The sequence below is a fragment of the Halomonas sp. AOP43-A1-21 genome (assembly GCF_052376775.1).
In the GTDB taxonomy this organism is placed as follows: Bacteria; Pseudomonadota; Gammaproteobacteria; order Pseudomonadales; family Halomonadaceae; genus Vreelandella; species Vreelandella colorata.
Map to the genome: position 1 here is coordinate 84962 of NZ_JBQSWC010000001.1, position 19971 is coordinate 104932.

At 53.3% G+C, this 19971-nt stretch carries 19 protein-coding genes; 3 read left to right on the plus strand and 16 right to left on the minus strand.

What is annotated here, in order from left to right:
• Positions 1 to 165: 165 nt before the first annotated feature.
• The 8 genes from ACT3R7_RS00395 to ACT3R7_RS00430 all read right to left on the minus strand — a co-directional run bounded on the left by ACT3R7_RS00395 (position 166) and on the right by ACT3R7_RS00430 (position 7762).
• A complete protein-coding gene (locus ACT3R7_RS00395; RefSeq protein ID WP_192538866.1) occupies positions 166 to 573 on the minus strand; it encodes an NUDIX hydrolase in 408 nt (135 codons plus the stop codon).
• Between the two features lie 78 nt (positions 574 to 651).
• On the minus strand, positions 652 to 1623 hold the full coding sequence (gene nrdF / locus ACT3R7_RS00400) for a class 1b ribonucleoside-diphosphate reductase subunit beta (protein WP_417422250.1): 972 nt from the start codon (positions 1621 to 1623) through the stop codon (positions 652 to 654).
• An 85-nt stretch (positions 1624 to 1708) separates the two neighbouring features.
• Complete coding sequence (nrdE, locus tag ACT3R7_RS00405; protein WP_441675523.1) at positions 1709 to 3892, minus strand: class 1b ribonucleoside-diphosphate reductase subunit alpha; 2184 nt, start codon at positions 3890 to 3892, stop codon at positions 1709 to 1711.
• A complete protein-coding gene (nrdI, locus tag ACT3R7_RS00410; protein WP_193092439.1) occupies positions 3874 to 4311 on the minus strand; it encodes a class Ib ribonucleoside-diphosphate reductase assembly flavoprotein NrdI in 438 nt (145 codons plus the stop codon). Before nrdI ends, nrdE begins: the two co-directional genes overlap by 19 nt.
• A 6-nt stretch (positions 4312 to 4317) precedes the next feature.
• Positions 4318 to 4539 (minus strand): glutaredoxin-like protein NrdH, encoded by a 222-nt coding sequence (gene nrdH / locus ACT3R7_RS00415; RefSeq protein WP_018915822.1) that lies wholly within the window; start codon positions 4537 to 4539, stop codon positions 4318 to 4320.
• A 499-nt stretch (positions 4540 to 5038) separates the two neighbouring features.
• On the minus strand, positions 5039 to 6328 hold the full coding sequence (locus tag ACT3R7_RS00420; RefSeq protein ID WP_004574636.1) for an ISL3-like element ISPpu12 family transposase: 1290 nt from the start codon (positions 6326 to 6328) through the stop codon (positions 5039 to 5041).
• A 21-nt stretch (positions 6329 to 6349) separates the two neighbouring features.
• A complete protein-coding gene (lspA, locus tag ACT3R7_RS00425; protein ID WP_008740521.1) occupies positions 6350 to 6862 on the minus strand; it encodes a signal peptidase II in 513 nt (170 codons plus the stop codon).
• Between the two features lie 3 nt (positions 6863 to 6865).
• Positions 6866 to 7762, minus strand: a complete 897-nt coding sequence (locus tag ACT3R7_RS00430; protein ID WP_004574643.1) for a cation efflux transmembrane domain-containing protein — start codon at positions 7760 to 7762, stop codon at positions 6866 to 6868.
• Positions 7763 to 7857: 95 nt separating this feature from the next.
• On the opposite strand from ACT3R7_RS00430, the gene cadR reads away from it, so the two are divergent.
• Positions 7858 to 8265 carry a Cd(II)/Pb(II)-responsive transcriptional regulator gene (cadR, locus tag ACT3R7_RS00435; RefSeq protein WP_004364961.1) on the plus strand — a complete coding sequence of 136 codons (408 nt, stop codon included), beginning with the start codon at positions 7858 to 7860 and terminating at the stop codon, positions 8263 to 8265.
• Positions 8266 to 8603: 338 nt separating this feature from the next.
• Here cadR and ACT3R7_RS00440 read toward each other — a convergent pair whose 3' ends face one another.
• Positions 8604 to 9071, minus strand: a complete 468-nt coding sequence (locus ACT3R7_RS00440) for a hypothetical protein (protein WP_041343552.1) — start codon at positions 9069 to 9071, stop codon at positions 8604 to 8606.
• 172 nt (positions 9072 to 9243) lie between these two features.
• Here ACT3R7_RS00440 and ACT3R7_RS00445 point away from each other — a divergent pair, with 172 nt between their 5' ends.
• Both ACT3R7_RS00445 and ACT3R7_RS00450 read left to right on the plus strand, forming a co-directional pair.
• Positions 9244 to 10140 (plus strand): cation efflux transmembrane domain-containing protein, encoded by an 897-nt coding sequence (locus ACT3R7_RS00445; protein ID WP_193092852.1) that lies wholly within the window; start codon positions 9244 to 9246, stop codon positions 10138 to 10140.
• Between the two features lie 64 nt (positions 10141 to 10204).
• Complete coding sequence (locus ACT3R7_RS00450; protein WP_014420763.1) at positions 10205 to 10561, plus strand: DUF3703 domain-containing protein; 357 nt, start codon at positions 10205 to 10207, stop codon at positions 10559 to 10561.
• Between the two features lie 122 nt (positions 10562 to 10683).
• Here ACT3R7_RS00450 and ACT3R7_RS00455 read toward each other — a convergent pair whose 3' ends face one another.
• The 7 genes from ACT3R7_RS00455 to ACT3R7_RS00485 form a co-directional block, all read right to left on the minus strand.
• Positions 10684 to 12858, minus strand: coding sequence for an AAA family ATPase (locus ACT3R7_RS00455; RefSeq protein ID WP_193092851.1), 2175 nt, complete (start codon positions 12856 to 12858; stop codon positions 10684 to 10686).
• On the minus strand, positions 12851 to 13291 hold the full coding sequence (locus ACT3R7_RS00460; protein WP_193092850.1) for a VPA1267 family protein: 441 nt from the start codon (positions 13289 to 13291) through the stop codon (positions 12851 to 12853). Before ACT3R7_RS00460 ends, ACT3R7_RS00455 begins: the two co-directional genes overlap by 8 nt.
• Positions 13284 to 13952 (minus strand): gamma-mobile-trio protein GmtX, encoded by a 669-nt coding sequence (gene gmtX, locus ACT3R7_RS00465; RefSeq protein WP_193092849.1) that lies wholly within the window; start codon positions 13950 to 13952, stop codon positions 13284 to 13286. Before gmtX ends, ACT3R7_RS00460 begins: the two co-directional genes overlap by 8 nt.
• Positions 13942 to 16569, minus strand: a complete 2628-nt coding sequence (gmtZ, locus tag ACT3R7_RS00470) for a gamma-mobile-trio integrase GmtZ (protein ID WP_193092848.1) — start codon at positions 16567 to 16569, stop codon at positions 13942 to 13944. Before gmtZ ends, gmtX begins: the two co-directional genes overlap by 11 nt.
• 1 nt (position 16570) lies before the next feature.
• Positions 16571 to 18037, minus strand: coding sequence for a gamma-mobile-trio recombinase GmtY (gmtY, locus tag ACT3R7_RS00475; protein WP_193092847.1), 1467 nt, complete (start codon positions 18035 to 18037; stop codon positions 16571 to 16573).
• 181 nt (positions 18038 to 18218) lie between these two features.
• Positions 18219 to 18830 carry a superoxide dismutase gene (locus tag ACT3R7_RS00480; protein WP_193092935.1) on the minus strand — a complete coding sequence of 204 codons (612 nt, stop codon included), beginning with the start codon at positions 18828 to 18830 and terminating at the stop codon, positions 18219 to 18221.
• 213 nt (positions 18831 to 19043) lie between these two features.
• Positions 19044 to 19970 carry an electron transfer flavoprotein subunit alpha/FixB family protein gene (locus ACT3R7_RS00485; protein WP_444280534.1) on the minus strand — a complete coding sequence of 309 codons (927 nt, stop codon included), beginning with the start codon at positions 19968 to 19970 and terminating at the stop codon, positions 19044 to 19046.
• Position 19971 lies beyond the last annotated feature (1 nt).

The following is a 19971-nucleotide window of genomic DNA, read 5'->3' on the forward strand; positions in this document are numbered from 1 at the left end:
AACGATTTGCGTTTAAACTCTACGTGCCTAGCCTACCACCATTACAATAAATGACAATATTTATCATTCACATCAAGGCGCTTTTTGCTTTCTTTCGGATATAAAAAAGGGCGCCTACTGGCGCCCTGGTTATAATGCTGAATTAGCCACTTAGGCTTGGTACTTTTAAACGTTCAACATTACATAGTCTTTGGTTAGCGGAGCCAGAGGAAGCTCCCACGCCTGCTCACGGCTGACCCATATGGCTTCTGCTATTTCAGCCGCAGCCTCTACCGGCTCATCAATCACCAGCCCATAAAGCTGCGCTTCTATAGTCACGCCAGGCTCATTCGCCGCCGGTGCCGTTTGCACACCCAAAGAAAGCAGCCGATCTTCAGTGACCTGCAAACCTAGCTCTTCTTGAAGCTCACGGCATAGCGCCGCCAACGCGGTTTCGCCCGGGTCGATCTTGCCGCCCGGCTGCATAAAGAAAGCCGTGTCCTGTTTACGCACCAGCAGCAGGCGACCATCGGGATCACTCACAACGGCCGCTACAATTTTCATTACGCTGACTGTTGGCGTTACATCTGGCATGGCTCTTCCCTCTTTTTATACGTACCACTTACCACTTACCACTTACCGTTTACTCTAACACTTATCGGGCTAGCGCTATTAGAATGCCCAGTCGTCATCTTCTGTGGCAATGGCTTTACCAATCACATACGAGGAGCCTGAGCCTGAGAAGAAGTCATGGTTTTCATTAGCACTGGGCGATAACGCCGCCATGATCGTCGGATCAACGTCGGTAACGCTGCTTGGGAACAGAGGCTCATAGCCCAGGTTCATCAGCGCCTTATTGGCGTTGTAGTGAAGGAACTTCTTCACATCTTCAGAGAGGCCAACCTCGTCATACAGCGACTCGGTGTAGCGCACTTCGTTATCGTAAAGCTCAAGTAGCAGCTCGTACGCATAATCTTTGACTTCCTGCTGACGCGCGGGTGTCGCTTCCGCCAAAGCCTGCTGGAACTTATAGCCAATATAGTAGCCGTGTACCGCTTCATCACGAATGATCAGGCGAATAAGATCGGCGGTATTGGTCAGCTTGGCATGGCTCGACCAATACATGGGCAGATAGAAGCCGGAGTAGAACAGGAACGACTCCAGGAACACGCTCGCCACTTTACGCATCAGCGGATCATCGGAGCGATAGCGCTCCAGAATCAGCTCTGACTTGGCCTGAAGCGTGGGGTTCTCTTCGCTCCAGCGGAAAGCGTCGTCCACATCACGCGTGGCACACAGCGTCGAGAAAATCGAGCTATACGAACGCGCATGCACCGATTCCATAAACGCGATATTGGTATATACCGCTTCTTCATGGGGGGTACGGGCATCTTCCATCAGCACCGGCGCACCAACGCTACTCTGAATGGTATCCAGCAGCGTCAATCCGGTGAACACGCGAATGGTCAGCTGTTTTTCCTGCTGAGTCAGCGTATTCCACGATTGAATATCGTTGGACAGCGGCACTTTTTCCGGCAGCCAAAAGTTGCTGGTCAGACGGTTCCACACTTCCAGATCCTTGTCATCTTGAAGGCGGTTCCAGTTAATCGCATTAACCCGCGATAAGCGTTGCGTGGTGGTCATGAAATAACTCTCATCAAAAGCGCCGTATTATATACGGCGCGTAAAAACGGATATCAGATGCTGGCGCGAGCCCCAAGCACAAAGATTAAAGCGTGCAGGAAACGCAGCCTTCTATTTCCGTACCTTCCAGCGCGCTTTGGCGCAGGCGGATGTAATAAAGCGTTTTAATGCCTTTGCGCCAGGCGTAAATTTGCGCCTTGTTGATATCACGCGTTGTGGCGGTATCCGGGAAGAACAGGGTCAGTGAAAGCCCCTGGTCTACGTGCTTGGAAGCCTCGGCATAGGTGTCAATAATCTTCTCAGGACCAATTTCGTAGGCATCCTGGAAGTAATCGAAATTGGCCTCGTTCAAGAACGGCGCCGAATAATAAACACGCCCCAGCTTGCCCTCTTTACGAATTTCAATTCTGGCCGCTACCGGGTGGATACTGGAAGTCGAGTGATTGATATACGAAATCGAACCAGTCGGCGGCACTGCCTGCAAGTTGCGGTTGTAAAGCCCGTGTGCCATTACGGACGCTTTCAGCTCCTGCCAGTCCTGCTGAGTGGGTAGCGTAATATTGCTACGCTCAAACAACCCACGGACTTTCTCGGTACGCGGCAGCCACTCTTGATCAACGTACTTATCAAAAAACTCGCCCGTTGCGTACGTGGAATCTGCAAAGCCTGCAAAGGTATCGTTATGCTCAACCGCCAGACGGTTGGACGCACGGATAGCGTAAAACGCAATGCAGTAGAAGTAGAGGTTGGTGAAGTCCAATCCTTCTTCAGAGCCGTAATAAATGTGCTCGCGCGCCAGGTAGCCGTGCAGGTTCATTTGACCAAGGCCGATCGCGCGGGATTTGGCGTTACCTTCAGCAATGGAAGGCACGCTTTTCAGGTTGCTCATTTCAGAAACAGCCGTTAACCCGCGAATCGCAATTTCAACGCTTTCGCCAATATTGCCGGCATCCATTACCTTGGCAATGTTCATTGAGCCTAGATTGCAGGAAATGTCCTGCCCCATTTGGCGATAGCCAAGGTCATCGTCATATTCTGTCGGCGTGTTCACCTGAAGAATTTCCGAGCACAGGTTACTCATATTGATACGCCCGGCAATCGGGTTCGTCCGGTTTACCGTATCTTCAAACATGATGTACGGATAGCCTGATTCGAACTGCAGCTCTGCCAGCGTCTGGAAGAACGCGCGCGCATTGATTTTCTGCTTACGAATACGCGCGTCCGCTACCATCTCGTGGTATTTCTCGGTGACGCTGATATCGCCAAACGGTACGCCGTAAACACGTTCGACATCATAGGGCGAGAACAGGTACATATCGTCGTTACGCTTGGCAAGCTCAAACGTAATATCCGGAATGGTGACGCCCAGCGACAGCGTTTTGATACGGATTTTTTCATCCGCGTTTTCACGCTTGGTATCCAGAAAACGCAGGATATCCGGGTGGTGCGCGTTGAGATATACCGCACCTGCACCCTGGCGAGCACCCAGCTGGTTGGCGTAGGAGAAAGCGTCTTCGAGCAGCTTCATGATCGGAATAATGCCCGACGACTGGTTCTCGATGCGCTTGATGGGCGCGCCAGCCTCACGAATATTGGTCAGCAGGAAGGCCACACCTCCACCGCGCTTGGAGAGCTGCAGCGCTGAGTTAATCGAGCGGCCAATCGACTCCATGTTGTCTTCAATACGCAACAGGAAGCACGATACCAACTCACCGCGCTGCTGCTTACCGCAGTTAAGAAACGTTGGTGTCGCTGGCTGGAAGCGACCGCTGATCACTTCATCGACCAGGGATTTTGCCAGTGCTTCATCACCACGGGCCAGGGTCAGTGCCACCATGCAGACGCGGTCTTCATAGCGCTCAAGGTAACGCTTGCCGTCGAACGTTTTAAGCGTATAGCTGGTGTAGTACTTAAAGGCGCCGAGAAAGCTTGGAAACCGGAATTTGTAGGCATACGCCTGCTCAAAAAGCGCCTTAATAAAGGCGAAACTGTACTGGCCCAGCATTTCTGCTTCGTAATAGCCCTCTTCCATCAGATAGTCGAGTTTTTCTTCCAGCGAGTGGAAAAAGACCGTGTTCTGATTAACATGCTGCAAGAAATACTGACGCGCAGCTTCACGATCTTTATCGAGCTGTAATTCGCCGTTGGCACCGTACAAATTAAGCATCGCGTTGAGCGCGTGATAATCCAATGTACGCGCCTCGGAGGCTCCCGTAGCCGGCCGTTTTGATTCAGCCAAGTTTTTCGTGACTAGGTTTGTCGTTTCCAAAACTCTTCTACTCCTTTGCGGACCTTGGCGACGTCGTCGTCGGTGCCAAATAATTCAAATCTATATAACAATGGCACCTGACACTTCTCTGCAATGACGCGTCCAGCCAGGCCATACGCTTCGCCAAAATTAGTGTTTCCGGCAGCAATGACGCCGCAAATAAGGCGTCGATTCTGTTCATCGTTGAGAAAACGGATCACTTGCCCTGGCACTGCGCCTTTTGCTTCTCCGCCCCCATAGGTGGGCGTGATCAATATGTAAGGTGTAGTGACATGTAGCATCGGTTCATCACGCCCAAGCGGAAGCCGTTGAGCAGCCAGACCAAGTTTCTGTACAAAACGATGAGTGTTACCTGACTTGGTGGAAAAATAGACCAGGCTGCCAGCCATTGGTGATTCAGCGGCGGCGTCCACCAACATAAATATTTACGCCAATGCTTGAATACGATCAGGACGGAAGCCTGACCAGTGGTCATCGCCTGCTACCACAACAGGAAGCTGACGGTAGCCAAGGGCTTCTACTTCTTGTTGGGCACCCGACTCAGCCGTAATATCAATAACGGTATACTCTAAACCGTGCTTATCCAGAGCGCGATACGTGGCGGTGCACTGAACACAAGCAGGCTTGCTATAAATCTGGATTGCCATGGTCATTTTTCCTTTTCATAGCGGTATTTTTCGGGTAAAGCAGCGTTAGTGCTTCACCCTCTCTAAAGACAGCACGCATACTATATATAGACCATGAGAAAATCAATTCAAGCATATATGGTATTTTTTCATCCACAGGTTATTGACAGCTCATACCCAGCATCCCCTTTAGAAATAAAAAAACCGCCCCACGAAGGAGTATATAGTGAACTTTATGTACTTCACTGAGTGAGTGAGTGAGTGCCCCATGAGCAGCGCCTTTTGGGGCATTCTTTATTTCTACACAGTGTGTAATTCCATGTGTAAAAATAGAAGCGCTTGTTCCAAGGGCTCTGCCCTCTCGCCGCAAGCGACGATTCACCCGAGGTATTTCACGACCAGCGATGTGATCGAGTGAGAGCACAGATGAAGACAACTTCCTCGGGGGTGCTTAAAAGTTAGGGGTATACGGATTTAATGGTTGATGGGGCACCTTCACCCCATCAATCTGATACCACCCTCAGATGGTTGATAGATCGACTCCGTAGTTGAGTTCCTCTGCGAAGTCCGGCAGTCCGTAACCGATGGTTTTCTTGTAGAAAGGAGAGACCTTCGCAGTCGGTGCCTTCTTCTTGTGCTTCGTGGTGTAGAGCATTCGTGCCCGCATCACCTCGAAGGAGTAACCGCGCCCTTCACGGTTCTTGTCCTTGGCCAGTCGGTTGATGGACTCCGTGTAAGCGTTGGTGACGGGCATGTCCGTCTCGAAGTAGGTCATGGTCTCTTCGCGCCAGTTTCCCACTGCCCTGACCAGATCGCTCCAGACTTCCTTTTGGCCCTTCGGGATGGTGGCTATCCACTCGTCCAGGGCGGCTTCTGCCTGGAGCCGTGTGGTGGCGTCCCAGATGCCGTAGAAGCGCTCCTTGTGCTCGTAGGCGGCCAGCAGTTGCGGGAACGCGCCTGTCCAGGTCTCCATGATGAGGCGCTCCCGGTCTGAGACTTCGTGAGCGCGTTTCAGCAGGATTTTCCGGTCTCCCTTGAGAGTCCGGCTCTGGGACGGTTTCAGCTCCTTTCTGAGGCCCTTGCGCACTCTCTCTAGGGCATCGTTGGCCATGCGCACCACATGGAACTTATCGACCACGATACGGGCCTGGGGCAGCACAGCCTTGACCGCTGCCCGGTAGGGGTTCCACATGTCCATGCTGACGATCTCGACCTTCTGCCGGTCTTTCAGCTTCATCAGGTAGTTGGTCACCACGTCCTGGCGGCGGGTGGCCAGCAGGTCGAGCAGGGTTCGCTCCTCAATGTTGGTCAGAATGCAGCGGTAGCGCTTGTTCAGGTATAGCTCGTCAATGCCCAGGATGCGGGGCGTCTCGAAGCGGTGCCAGCGCCCCAGGAACTCGGCGCGGGCGTTGAAGATGTCGCGCACCGTCTTCTCGTCCAGGCCGGTCTGTGCCGCCACAAAGGTGTAGGGGTGGTTGAAGGATTCCTTCTCCACGTACTCATGCAGCCGCAGTGTCATACGGAATCCGTCCACCATCTCCGGTAGCTGGGGCCTGAATGTTGTCTTGCAGGCCCGGCAGGTGTATCGGCGGCGGACCACCCAGAGAGTAACCCGCTTGCCGTGGATGGGCAGATCACGATAGGGAACGTCACGCTTGCCGAACCGTACGAACTCACCCTGCACGCCGCATTCCTCGCAGGCGATGGGATCGGGCACGTCCACCTGGAAGTGCATTTCGTCGTCGGTTGATTTGCAGCCCAGTACTTGGTATTGCGGCAGGTGAAGGATGTTGTCGGGAAGTTCGGTCATGGTGTTGTATAGGCGTAGGTGTCAGTCAGATCCATCCGGCTCGGCATTGGTGTTTGCTTTTTTACCCAACAAGCTGCTGGAAACGAAAAGTAAGGCACCGAGGACAATTGCAATATCAGCCAGGTTGAAGGCCGGCCAATGCCAGTCTCGCCAATAGAAATCAAAGGAATCCACAACATAGCCGCGAAAGACCCGGTCAATCAGGTTGCCCATGGCGCCACCGAGGATAAGACTGTAAGCGATGGCTTCTCCTTTATGACGATTTTCAAGGATCAGCTTGATCAGAAAAATCGAGACCACTACCGCGATTCCGATAAATAAGTAGCGCTGCCAGCCTCCACCATTCGCAAAAAGACTGAATGCGGCACCGGTGTTCCATAGGTGCACCCAGTTAAAGAACGGGGTCACCGAAACATACTCGCCATAGGCCATTGATTGCTGCACCAGCCACTTTACAGCCTGATCAGACGCTGCCAGCAGGCCCGATATGGACAATAGGGCATACGGCGAGAGCTTTTTGCCAATAATGAGCATTATTTAACCCTTCAACGCCAAAATGCGTCTGGCACCGTTAAGTACAATGCCCCCCGCGATGGTGCCGATAATCAGATCCGGATAATTGGAACCGGTCCACGCGACCAGGGCGCCGGCGGTGATGACCCCCAGGTTGATCACCACGTCGTTGGCCGAGAATATCCAGCTTGCCTTCATGTGCGCCCCGCCTTCCCGATGTTTGGATATGAGCAGCAGACAACTGGTATTGGCAATCAATGCGACGAATGCGATAGCCATCATCACCAGCGATTCAGGCTCACTACCGAATACAAAGCGTCTCACCACCTCTACGAGCACGCCCACAGCCAAGATCAGTTGCAGTACACCAGCAAGATGCGCGGCACGTACCTGCATTTTCACGCTATGTCCAACCGCATAAAGGGCAAGCCCGTACACCGCCGCATCGGCAAAATTGTCCAGGGATTCTCCAATCAGGCCGGTGGACTGGGCGATCAGACCGGCAGTCATTTCCACCACGAACAGAAGTGCATTGATGCCGAGCAACCAGCGCAGGGTCCCGGATTCTTGCTTAGCAGAAGCTGCCGAAAACTCGGCGGCCTTGATGGTCTCCGGATTTGCAGCGACGGTTTCCTGAAGCGAGGCGCCTAGCCCCAAGGTCTTCAGTTTCGAGGTGACGGGCTCGACCTCGCCGTCATGCACGACCTTCAGCCGGCGGTTCGACAAGTCGAAGGACAGCGCCCGAATCTCCTCAAAGCCGTTCAGGGCTAGGCGAATCATTCGTTCTTCTGATGGACAGTCCATCTTCGGCACGGCATAAACACTGACCCATCTCCCTGGCGCCTCGGAGGAGGCCTGTATATCGGTATCCGCTGCGGACGTTGCATCACCGCCACAGGCGCCACCACAGGATTTGCTCATGATACGACTCCACTTGAACAATGTTGTGGTACCATTTAAAACTATAAAGCTACTATAAGGTCAATAGAGTAAAGAATCCGTTGGGGAGGAGGCTGATGCGCATTGGTCAGTTGGCGCAGTTGGTAGGGGTCGAAACACAGACGATCCGCTTCTATGAACAGCAGGGCTTGTTGCCGCCGCCTGATCGGCAGGACAACGGTTACCGTGTCTATACCGAGAAGCATGGTGAGGGGCTGGCCTTCATCCGTCGCTGCAGAATCCTGGGCCTGTCACTGGCTGAGATTCACGAACTACAGAGCTATCAGGACGACCCTCATCAGCCTTGTACCGCCGTCAACGCCTTGCTCGATGATCACATCTCTCATGTGCGGTCGCAGATAACCGCTCTGCAAGCGCTTGAGAAACAACTCGTTTCACTGAGAGCGAGTTGCAACGATGACCGGGAAGTTGAGGCGTGTGGGGTTCTTGCTGGAATTAGCGAAGGAAACATGCACCAGCAGTAGGTGAAGCATCAACCAGATAATCCGATGAGATGCCGGTCTGTCTCACTCTCATGCAAAGGTAAGATCAACCATTTAATCCGCTTACCCAAAGTTAGCAGTGGTCGTACCACCATACCCATACTGTAGCTGGAGGTTGCCACAACAAATTGGCCGCCCGTGGCTCTGGTCGCAAAGCGAACATTCGAAGTGGTGCCCAGAGCGCCATCTTCCAGCCGTAAAAGGCCAGGGATTTCGTTGAGACCGAAACCCAGCTACTGCGCCGTTTTCACAAACTTCAGCCTATCAAACTCGCCAGTTACTACGCGTCTGTTAAGTAAAAGTATTTGAAGGCTTCTCGATCACTCTACCTTTAGATTTTGCTGGTATTGCAGCATTTGCTCCATCATCAGCTGCATTTGATCCATGCGCTCCTGCATCATCTGAATTTGTTGCTCGTTAGACAGACTACCACCATTCTTTGATTTACCGCCGCCGTTCATCATGTGCTGACCTCCCATCATGCCGTTTTGTCCACGCATCATGCCGGGGCCCATCATACCGTGATGCATAAAACCCATTTGCTCTTGCATCGCCTCCCTGTGTTCTCGCATCAATCGTTGCCGTTCTTGCGGTGAAGCTTCATCAGGAATGCGTTGCATCAGCTGGTTCATGTGAGACCAGTTCTGGTGCATCTGTTGCATTTGCTCCTGATCCATCATCATGCCAGGACCATGCCCTTGCCATGAGCCTTGATCACCATGCGCTAGCACGAATGCAGGAAAAACCAACAACGCAGCGGTTGCTGTAAGTCCTTTAAATGAAATCATAAAGTTTACCCTCGAAATAAAATTAGACGTCCACACCATCGCACTTATCATTGTAGATCTTTATCCAGACAAACGCCGATTTTGACGACTACTAGTGTAGATTAGTTATTGACCCTGTAGTGGCTACAGGGTTTTAAATTGCATCATTTGTACGAAAACCGGAGCCGAGAAAATGAGCAAACCCTGCAATGGGCAGTGTGGTAGTGAAGACTCTGTCGTAGATGACAAGTTTCAGGGACGCGCCACCGACGAAACAGGTAGCCAGCTAAGCACCTACAAAATACCAAAAATGGATTGTCCCTCGGAAGAGCGAATGATTCGAATGGCACTGACTGGCGTTGAAAACATTCAGTCGCTGTCATTCGATTTATCGGGTCGTACATTGGAAATTATCCACCATGGAGAAACCGGTCCTATTACCAGCAAACTGGAAAACCTGGGCCTGGGTGCTTCCTTGCAGCGGACAGAAGACGCCAGCGCTGAATCCGTCAGAGCGGCTGAATCTTCTAAGGCCAACGAAAGCGAAGAATCCGGCACTTTATGGATACTGCTGGCAATCAACGGCCTGATGTTTCTGGTCGAGATGACGATGGGCCTGATCGCCCAGTCCGCTGGCCTGATTGCAGACTCGCTAGACATGCTTGCCGATGCCGCCGTCTACGGTCTCGCACTTTACGCCGTTGGGCACGGCATCAAAATGCAGGTCAGAGCGGCCCATGTGGCAGGCATCCTCCAGCTTATCCTTGCCGCTGGGGTATTGGTTGAAGTTAGCAGACGTTTTCTGTTCGGCAGTGATCCTCAGTCGTTAATGATGATGGCCGTCGCCTCTGTTGCTCTCATTGCGAATATCAGTTGCCTGCTCCTGATCGCAAAACACCGTGAAGGCGGTGCTCACATGAAAGCCAGCTGGATATTTTCAGCCAACGACGTGGTCATCAACCTGGGGGTAATACTTGCGGGGCTGCTCGTTGCCTGGACCGGGTCCAACTACCCAGATCTGATTATTGGCGGAATTGTCGGTGGCATCGTCTTGATGGGTGCCAAACGCATACTGGCACTGAAAGGCTGAACCTTTCGGGGGCAGGCGGTCGATTATCGGCTTGCCGTTGCCAATCTACGGGGAGTAAACATCAATGCACAGTGAACTGAAGCCATCCTATATTGCGGAGCTTGAGGCGACAGGCAGGGCGGAAGGCGCAGGCGATTTCCAGACAGCCTTCACCCATCTGGAACGTGCCCATATCCTCAGCCAGAAATATGCTCTGGCGCACGCTGCAACCCACTTACGGATGCTCAGACTGGGTTGGCGAACAAGAGACGTTCGTGAGGTGCTGGGGCAGTTGACCCGAACCATTGCCGCCCTGGTCTTTTCCCGAATTTGGGTTCCGGTCGGAAACACCGGTCGTGCAAACGTCAGCGCGTTTGCACCCATGCCGGTGCCCGAGGATTTGGCAGTGGTGCTTTCGGAGGCGGAGGGAAGGCGTGACTAGAATGTTCGCTTTTTTAATGAGCTGATTTCGAGGTATTTGACGACCGGCGATGATCGTTTAAGATGAAGTTGCGGTACAGGGAGAGGTCCCGATGGCCGCGACCGGCGATGAGGGGCGTGCCGTTAATGGCTAACCCCCGAATCCCTCTCTTCCAGCAACTCCCTCAAGAAGCTCGCCCGCTTGGTGGCATTGCTTACCGATTTCACGATGGACGCAAAATCACTAGCCTGCGCGACAATGTGTATCTCTGCCTCGGCACGGGTAATCGCCGTGTAAAGCCACGCACGGTCTGAGATGCGACCCTTCTGGACTGCCACGATGATTCTCGGGAACTGGCTTCCTTGAGCTTTGTGGAGCGTGATTCCGTAACCAAGCTCCATGCAATCGAAGACTTCATCCGTAATTGAAATGGCCTCTCCGGTATCCAGGGTCACGATACCAAATGTTTCTTGGCCATCCTGAGTGTCGCGCTCTGTTGAGGATAAGATGCCAAGTGACCCATTCTGAATGCCGATGTTGTAGTTGTTCCTGGTGAAGAGGATCGGGTCGCCCACTCTCATATCGAGGAAGAATTCATCGCCATGCAGCCTAAACTGCAAGCGCTCCCCATCGGGGTTGATCAGCTTTTGGCATTCACGGTTCACCTCGCCAACGAGAGCCTTGGTGGCTCCGATGATCTGGGTGTTATAGGGTGACTCCGCGTACAAGGATTTGCACTTATCGACCACCTGCTGCGGAGGCGTCTCGTGGAACGTGATTGCGCCAACCGATAACGATGGAGGCACCTCGCCCCGATTGATGGTAGTCGAGTATTCCGGGATGCTCGTTGAGCCTTCTTGGCGTTTGACGATGTTCAACTCAACCGTAGCGATTGCGCCGGATTCAACGATGTCTGAGAGGACTTTGCCACATCCGATGGCTGGCAGCTGGTTCGGATCGCCTGTCAGGATGATACGTACTGAAGGATCGAGGTGCGTAACGATCCGATACATGGTCGGGAGGTCGATCATACTGGCTTCGTCGATGACCAGAAGATGCTTCGGCTCATCTAATGACGGCGAGATCGGCTCTTCCCGTAACAGGCGAGCAATCGTCATGGTGAAGAATCCGATGCTCTCGTGCAGTCGCATGGCTGCTCGCCCCGACAGTGCGACGGCATGAACCTTATAGCCTAGTGCGGCATAGGCTTTGAGCACGGTACTAAGGACCGTGGTCTTGCCCGTACCGGCACCACCCGTGATGCAGGACACCGAATTCGTCAGGCTCGACTCAACCGCTCGGAACTGCTGCTCGGTCAGGTCGTAGGGCAACTCCTGAACGGCCTCGGTGAGCGCCTTGAAAACGGATTCATCTTCATCCTTGTTGGCGGCCAGGGCCTTGAGCCGCTTGGCAACGACCGACTCCATCATGATTTGGGCGGTGGGATGGTAGGTGCCGGTCTCTGGCCTGAGAATGAACTGGCCGTTGCGATAACCGCTGGCGAATGCCTCTGCAACCAGAGTTTTATCGCCTAGCAGTTTGATCATCTCGGGCCTGAGCGCCTGATGAGTGGCGTAGGTGTGCCCCTTTTCTACCTCTTTTCGTATCGCGCTTTCTAAAGCAGCTGCGAGCCGCATCGGTGCCGATTTCTCCATACCCATCTGTTCAGCAATGGTATCGATATCGGCAAAAGACATCCCGAATCCGAGCAATGCGTAAGGATTGCTCTTGAGTATCTCAACGGTACGATTATCGTGGTATTTCAGGATGCGTTGCTGAATGCGCAGCGGCACTCCCAGAGAGGCCAACCAGTTGGCATGCGCGAGGTTTTTGTACTTGGCGTACCCGTTGTATAGCGCGGTTACCGAAACCTCGCTGAGAACCTCCCTGAGGCGGCCTCTGTGCTCTGAGGTCTCGAACTGGAGCATGGGGTGCAGTTCACTGCCAAAAGCGTCCCAGAGGGCTCGTGCTTTAGCCTCACCGATACCGGTGAACTCCTTTTCATTGGCAATGAAGCGGATCAGCGCCTCGCCCGTTTCCGGCAGCATGCACTCCATCTCAGCTGGGGCATCATACAAATGCTGCTGAAGCTTATAATCGCCTGCTTGAACGGTCTCCAGCGTCCTTACGCCACGCACCCGCCATTGCTGACCAACAGACGGCTTGATAGGCAGGGACTGGTTTTCGCATCGGATGCTAACGATGTATTTGCCCGAGTTGATTTTGTAACTGTCGGCTTTAAGGGGAATGCCCGTGAAGATCGCGTATTTATAGCCGTTGTGTTGGCAGCTGGTGACACGGAAATACTCTTCATGCATCGGGCGCGACTCCGAACTCTGTGAGGACTTCAGACAGTTCACCGTAACGTTTTAGCTTGGCTTCGAGGGTTGCCACCCGGGCCTTCAGCTCAATGTTTTCCTGCTCCAGCACTGAGAGCCTTCTCGATTCCATGGCTCTTTGGTTGACACTAGGGTCGTAGCGCTTCGGTTCTGACCGCTGGGCCTGGGCGGTTTCGGTCAGTTCTGGCAGAACACCCCGATCACGCAGGCTCTGCTCCAGATTCTCCAGTGCCGATTTAATGGCCGGATTCTGGCGCAACGCGCTCTTTCCGATGCCTATGGCTTTGGCCACTTCGCCACGGTTTAACTGGCCCCGAAAGATGATCTGCTTAAAATCGTCATCCGTTTGGGTGGCCACCCAGCTCTGGAAGGCACTCAGGTTCTGACGTGCTCTTTCCTGACCATTACTCATCCATTTCCCCCAAGAGCTTTTTGATCGCTGTTAGAAATCCGCGAGGTAGGATTTCCGTACCCAGCTCATCTTTCACTTGGCCCAATGCGTTCGCTTTGAATCCGAGTTTCTCCAGCCATTCCTCGGTGCAGACGGTTTGCAACGCCTTGATCTCGTTCTCCGAACAGATCCCCTTTAACGAGGGCAGCAGCTCCACACTGGCTTCAGACTGGGGCTCCACATAGGTCGTCGGTCGCTTATCAATCACGATCTCGGTTGTGCTCTTGAGCATGTTGGCTTCGCTTCTGTAGCGATCCCGCTCACGAATGATTTGTCCAAAGAGGGCACGCACCGCCGCGTCCTCAATGCGCTCCAGAAGTTGGTGATCCTGGCTCATTCTCTTGGGTGGCCCTACCGGTGGTTTCTTCGTGGTGGTCTTCGCTTTGGCAGCCCACGCTTCGACCAGATCCCGATAATGCTTGTTTGCGGTGGCACGGATCGACTGGTAGCCAACACCGCCATCTTCCTCGGATACGCGCCCAATGGTGGTGATGGAAAAGTCCCGAGCACCGGAGTCGAAGTAGGCACTCAACGTTTCGTGGAGCTTAACCAGAGAGGCCTTCGTCTTGGCGGTCTTGCCGTCTTTAAGGGTGTCCAGAATCGCATCAACATCAATGTTCATCGGACACCTCCAAGGCCGGAATCCGTTTGAGAGCGCCCGACGACAGCGTGATCGGGGTGATTTGTTTGACTGCCTCAAACCCGGATTTCAGCAGTCCATCGTTCTCCAGGTACTCTTGCGCTTCGATGTAATTTGTTGCGATTCGGTAGCCTTCCATTTTGTCGTCTGGTTCCGCGATCTTAGCCATCTTTCGAATGAGAGCATTACCCACGATCAACTGCGTGTTTTCGTCCATTTCCAAAAAGACGGGCTTGTACCCGGAGCGGGCCATCATGCGACTCAAGGCGTTGGTACGCTTGGCAATCGCAGGCGTCTTGCGCAGATCATCGTGTAGATCGGGATAGAACTCAGCGTCCTCGCAGAGCAAGGACAGGTGCAGCAATTCCGAGTCGGTTTCGATGAATTTCATGCTGACATTGAGGTCTTCCGCAGACCCCACAGCGACCAGCTTTTGACGGTCATCGTCCTCAGTTCGCCCATTCTCGATCTGGATCACTTTGTTGATCAGATTGAAGATCGCGATGTAGTCCTTGGCGTACTCATCTGCCTCCACGCGCTGCTTTTCGTACCGGCGCTCCAGAGCCTGAAGTTCGCCATGCTTGAGAAACGGCTTACCGGTTTCCTCGGCGATGAACAGCTCATCCTTCAGGGCCTCTAATTGGCCTTCAATCTCGACGGCCAGTTCAGCCGCCTGATGCGCCTTGTAGCTGACCTGATTGAACTTGGAATTCAGCGCTGGCAAGTAGGTTGCATCGGTGATGTGAAAGCGACAGCGGGGGCAGTTTTCAGGGCCATGGGGTACCGGGCTATAAACCCTGGTATTAGCTATTGTTGAATCCCTGATTAACGGGCCACCATTCCAGCAGCCACCAACGGTGGACAGTTCATCCGAACACACGGAGTTGCCGCCGACCAGGCACAGTCCGGTGGCCCGCTCTTCCCAGCCAATCGGATTTCGGTTCGCCAGTGTAGCTTCGACAGAATTGTACTGATCACCGTGGAAGGCAGCGCGGAGTTGGATCTGCCTCATCTCTGCGTCCTGAAGAAAGTTCTTCAGGGACGCTTCCCCGCGCTCAACCAAAGCGGAGTACGCCTCATTCATTTTCTCGGCCATCACTGAGGGCGTGATCTTGTTGTAATAGATCGTCATTAACAGCCGGGTATGACCGGCCAGAAGCTTGGAGATCACCGGCAACGGCAGATCGGTGTCCATGGTGTAGCAGGTGATCAACGACACGCGGAGGCTGTGCAGGGGGTATTCCGTTGCCTTCTTTTCTGACTCCTGCCCCTCGTAGTCATCACCGTAGTCTTTCACAAACCGTAGACGGTGCCCGTCTCTCATCCTCAGGCCCGACTGGAACAAATCTTCTTCCAGTTTCGACAACAAGCGATACCAAGGACTCATGAAAGAGTTTGTGCTGATCGGGAAGGCGGAATTTCGGTCTCGAAACAAAAAGGCAAACTCGCCCATTTCGGCTAATTGCTTCTTGGATTTGGTCTTGCCAATATAGGTAGCCGAAAGCTCTGCGCCACTGATCAGTCGGTTAATCGGGTTGTATTTTTCCTGCCAGTTGCGGAGCTTTTCCAGCCAATACAGCAGTTCTTCGTGCTGCCACGGTATGGTATACCCTCGCTGAATTTCGTCTTTGTTTTGATCGGCGGTTTTGTTGGTCGAGACATAGAGTCCGGTGGCATAACTCTCCGTCATCGAGTCATAAATGCGCCGGAAGACCCCTTTCTGGTAGGGCCGCTTCGGGGTCCCGTACCTGAATGGGTGCTGGATGTTCTCGACCCAATGACCGCGCTCGTAACGCCAGGTATCGCCTTCGCCGGAGTCCAGAAACCGCACCTGTAGAGAGCGAAGAGGCAGATGGAGTTTGGTAAATAGAAACATCGCCATCACAGGCGACCAGACCTCATGGATATCAACTTTCCTGCCGTTCCTGGTCACAATCCGTGTACGGGCGACGCAGTCCGGATCATCGGGATCAATGACTTCCAGAGGCACTTCCATCCACGCCTGATTGCCACATTGAAGATGGTTGAGGGCCCACTGCCAGTCCCGGAAATGAAACCCGACCCATGGCGTTTTATTGCCGGGATCATCGGTTGGATAGGGGCAGAGAATGTGCCTAGCTTGCTGAATATAGCGATAGGGTAACGGGCTGTGGACGGTTTCGGTGTTTGATGTGTTTCCCTTGATTTTATCGAACGGATTAGAGAATAGAGGTCGTTCGACGCCGTCATCGCACTCGGCGCTTAGATGGTGCTTGAGGATGTGGTCGCATAATTCGACCGTGTGCGAAACGTGTTTAGAGTTCTCAGAACTCGCTCCACTATTAACCAGAAAGGCCTCAAACTCTTCACTGGACACTTTATGGCCGCTCGGATGGCCCTTGAACATTGTGGCCACATCAGTGGCATACGAGGCTTTCGCGTTCAAATAAAGAAGAAATTTTCTTATACCCGCCAAACGCTGACCAACGCCTTTGTCTTGCGTTTTTAGCCATTCGGCGGCGTACTGCTGCCATTGCAGCCAGTCGTGCCCCAGTTCCTCAGTCACCCACCCCAGCGTCAGATCCGTGGTGTAGCCTTTCCCTTTTAGTTTTTGGGTCATGTTATCGCTTCCCTAACCGTGGATTCTTGCCGGTGAAGTGGCCGTTTGGATCGAGGTCTTCAAAGCCGTGTTCTGCCAACGTCTTCCAGTCGAAAGACACGGGGGTCTTTTCCTTATCCGATCCCAACTGAAGCTGTTGTGTTGCCTGGGACAGCGCTTCTGAGACTTTCACACTGGGGGGCATGGTGTAAGGAACCTGAGACTCCAGGCTTGCGTGATGCAGGCACTTTTTGCGAATGAGTGGATCGACCCCGGCATCCGTCAATCGGCGGCCATAATTGTGGCGATGGCCATGAGGATCGAGCCCTACGCTCTTGTTGGGTTCGAGGCCAATTCGTCTTAATCCTGCGGCATAGCTTTGGGTGAAGGCGTTGTAGGTATAGGGATTGCCCAGATAGCGAGAGTCGAAGCTGATAAACGCATAGGGGTGATGGCACTCCAACGATGCACGGAAAACCAAATACTGTCGCCACAGCAACATGAATATCCGAGCAAACTCCTGCGGGAAGAAATACGCCTCCAGGTAACCATCCTTGTGATCCAGGGTTTTGGATTTCCAGCCAAGATGCTGGGTGTTTTGCATCTCCTGACGCGGTATGCGTGAATACTTTTCTTGTAGGTACGCCTTGCGGTTTTTTATCCCTTTTCGGGACTTCCATCCTTCAGGTGCCTTGCCTTCTATCTCGTTGTAGATCCTCACGATTGCCCGATCCGGATCGGAGGGAGCCTCGAAGACATCTGTGACCCAAAGCAACAGTGCTTCGCTACGCCTCAAACCGGCCGCGTGCATCAGGAGCAAAATAAGCTTGTCCCGCAGCGCAACTCGCGGGTCTTTGGCTCCTCCCAAGCCCTTCATGTAGAAGTCTTCAAACTTTCCCGTAGGGAAGGCAATCGCATCGTCATTGGTTCTTGCCAGAGGCGTTCTGCCCTTGATGCTGCGGGCTCTCTTGACAGTATTGTTGATCGACTTGTCTTTGATGTGTCCGAGGAAATCGTTCTGGTTGCGCCTAAACCAAGCGGCATACTGGATGCGCTCCTCATGTCGAGTGGCTGTCCGCAAGGTATTAAGAGGCTTGCCCAGACCTTTGTCCGAGAGCCAATTGGTGAAATTCGTCAGATTGTTGATGTGTCGATGTATCGTGCCATTACTGGCCGGTATCCAATAAAGGCCAGAGGGATCCAATCCATCTTCACCGATGGTGCCGCTGTAGAGCCGTCGGACAAAGCCCGCGAACAACGCTTCGGGTTCATCGAACATGCCTTCGTTGGCATCCATGAACTCGATGAGGAGCCTAATCGACTGAATATGGTTAGTGATTGTTGAAAGTGAGGTGCCATTTAGGTGAAGGCTAAGCACATAATCTGTGACTGACCCCAAAACCCCTTGGTCGGTCAGAATGACCGGGATCTCTGTGGCCACTCCACTTTTGTCCTGAACTACCTTGGCTGTAACCTTCGTTGCAAACATTCTTGAATCCTACACATCTTACACAGTATTTACTATACATATAGCGTAGTCTTCAGAAAAAAGAAACCCCCATTAAGGGGGTTTTTATCAAAATTACACAGTTCTATGTACTATACAGAAACGAAGGGGGCGGTCTCTTGTAGACGCCAAAAGCTGGCATCTTAGCTTACATAACGCGTAATTAAGCGATAGCAGCCTGGTAACGACGCTCAACGTCTTCCCAGTTAACCACGTCAAAGAACGCAGAAATATAGTCAGGACGCTTGTTCTGGTACTTCAGGTAGTAAGCGTGTTCCCAGACGTCCAGACCCAGCAGCGGCGTGTTGCCGTGCATCAGCGGGCTATCCTGGTTCAGGGTATTTTCTACCACCAGCTTTTTCTCTGGCGTAACGCTGAGCCATGCCCAACCGCTACCAAAACGGCCTACAGCCGCTTTTTTGAACTCTTCTTTAAAGGTGTCCAAGCCGCCCAGCTCACTTTCAATGGCTTTTGCAACATCACCCTGGGGCTGACCGCCACCATTGGGTGACATCATTTGCCAGAACATGGAGTGGTTAGCATGACCACCGCCGTTGTTAATAACCGCCTGACGCTTAGCTTCAGGTACGCGATCCAGATTAGAGACGAGCTCTTCAATCGCAACGTCCTCAAGACCCGTGCCTTCTAGTGCAGCATTGAGGTTATTTACATACGTTTGATGATGACGCGAATGGTGGATTTCCATGGTCATCGCATCAATATTCGGCTCGAGAGCGTCATACGCGTACGGCAGTTCGGGAAGTGTATGTGCCATATTATCATCTCCTTGAGTGGCTTTCGTTGCGTTCACTACTAATAGGTGCGGCCAACCGACACCTTTTTCAACCGCCCTGGCGGCGTTTTCTCATGTCGTGCCCGTACTTTAGCTAACAACGGCGTGTTTATCTAATACATGCATACGAAAAAGCCGGCTAACAAACGAGCCGGCTTAAAATCACTGGCCTAAAGTGCAATCCGGCGTAGCGATTTATAGCTTGCTTTCAAGCTCGGGCAGAATCTCGAACAGATCGCCCACCAGGCCGTAGTCGGCCACCTGGAAGATCGGCGCTTCGTCGTCCTTGTTGATCGCAACGATCACTTTGGAGTCTTTCATGCCCGCCAAGTGCTGAATGGCGCCGGAGATCCCCACCGCGATATACAGATCTGGAGCGACGATTTTACCGGTTTGACCAACCTGCATATCGTTGGGTACAAAGCCTGCGTCCACCGCGGCGCGCGAGGCGCCTACCGCCGCGCCCAGCTTGTCGGCAATCCCGTTAAGCAGTTTGAAGTTGTCGCCGTTGCCCATGCCGCGGCCACCGGAGATGACGACCTTGGCACCGCCGAGTTCGGGGCGGTCAGACTGCGCCAGTTCTTGTTTCACAAAGCTTGACTGGGTGTTCTCGACCACCACGTCTACCGCTTCCACCGTGGCGCTACCGCTATCGCTGACCGCGTCAAACGCGGTGGTGCGTACGGTCATCACTTTAAGCGCATCATCGCTTTTCACCGTGGCGATGGCGTTGCCCGCGTAGATCGAGCGCTTGAAGGTATCCGCGCTTTCCACCGCAATCACGTCAGACAGCTGGCTGACATCTTTCAACGCGGCCAAGCGCGGCAGGACGTTTTTGCCCGTGGTGGAGGCGCTGGCCAATACGTGGGTGTAGTCGCCGGCCAGCTCGACCAGCAAGGCGCCCATGGGCTCGGCGAGCTGGTGGGCATAGACGGCGTTATCCGCCACGCGCACTTTGCTGACGCCGTCCAGCTTGGCGGCCGCGTCGGCGGCGGCTTGAACGCCTTCCCCGGCGATCAGCACGTCAATATCGCCACCGATCGCTTTGGCGGCCGCCACCACGTGGGCGGTTGCGCCCGCCAACTGGCCTTCATGAAGGTCGGCAAGTACCAGAATGCTCATG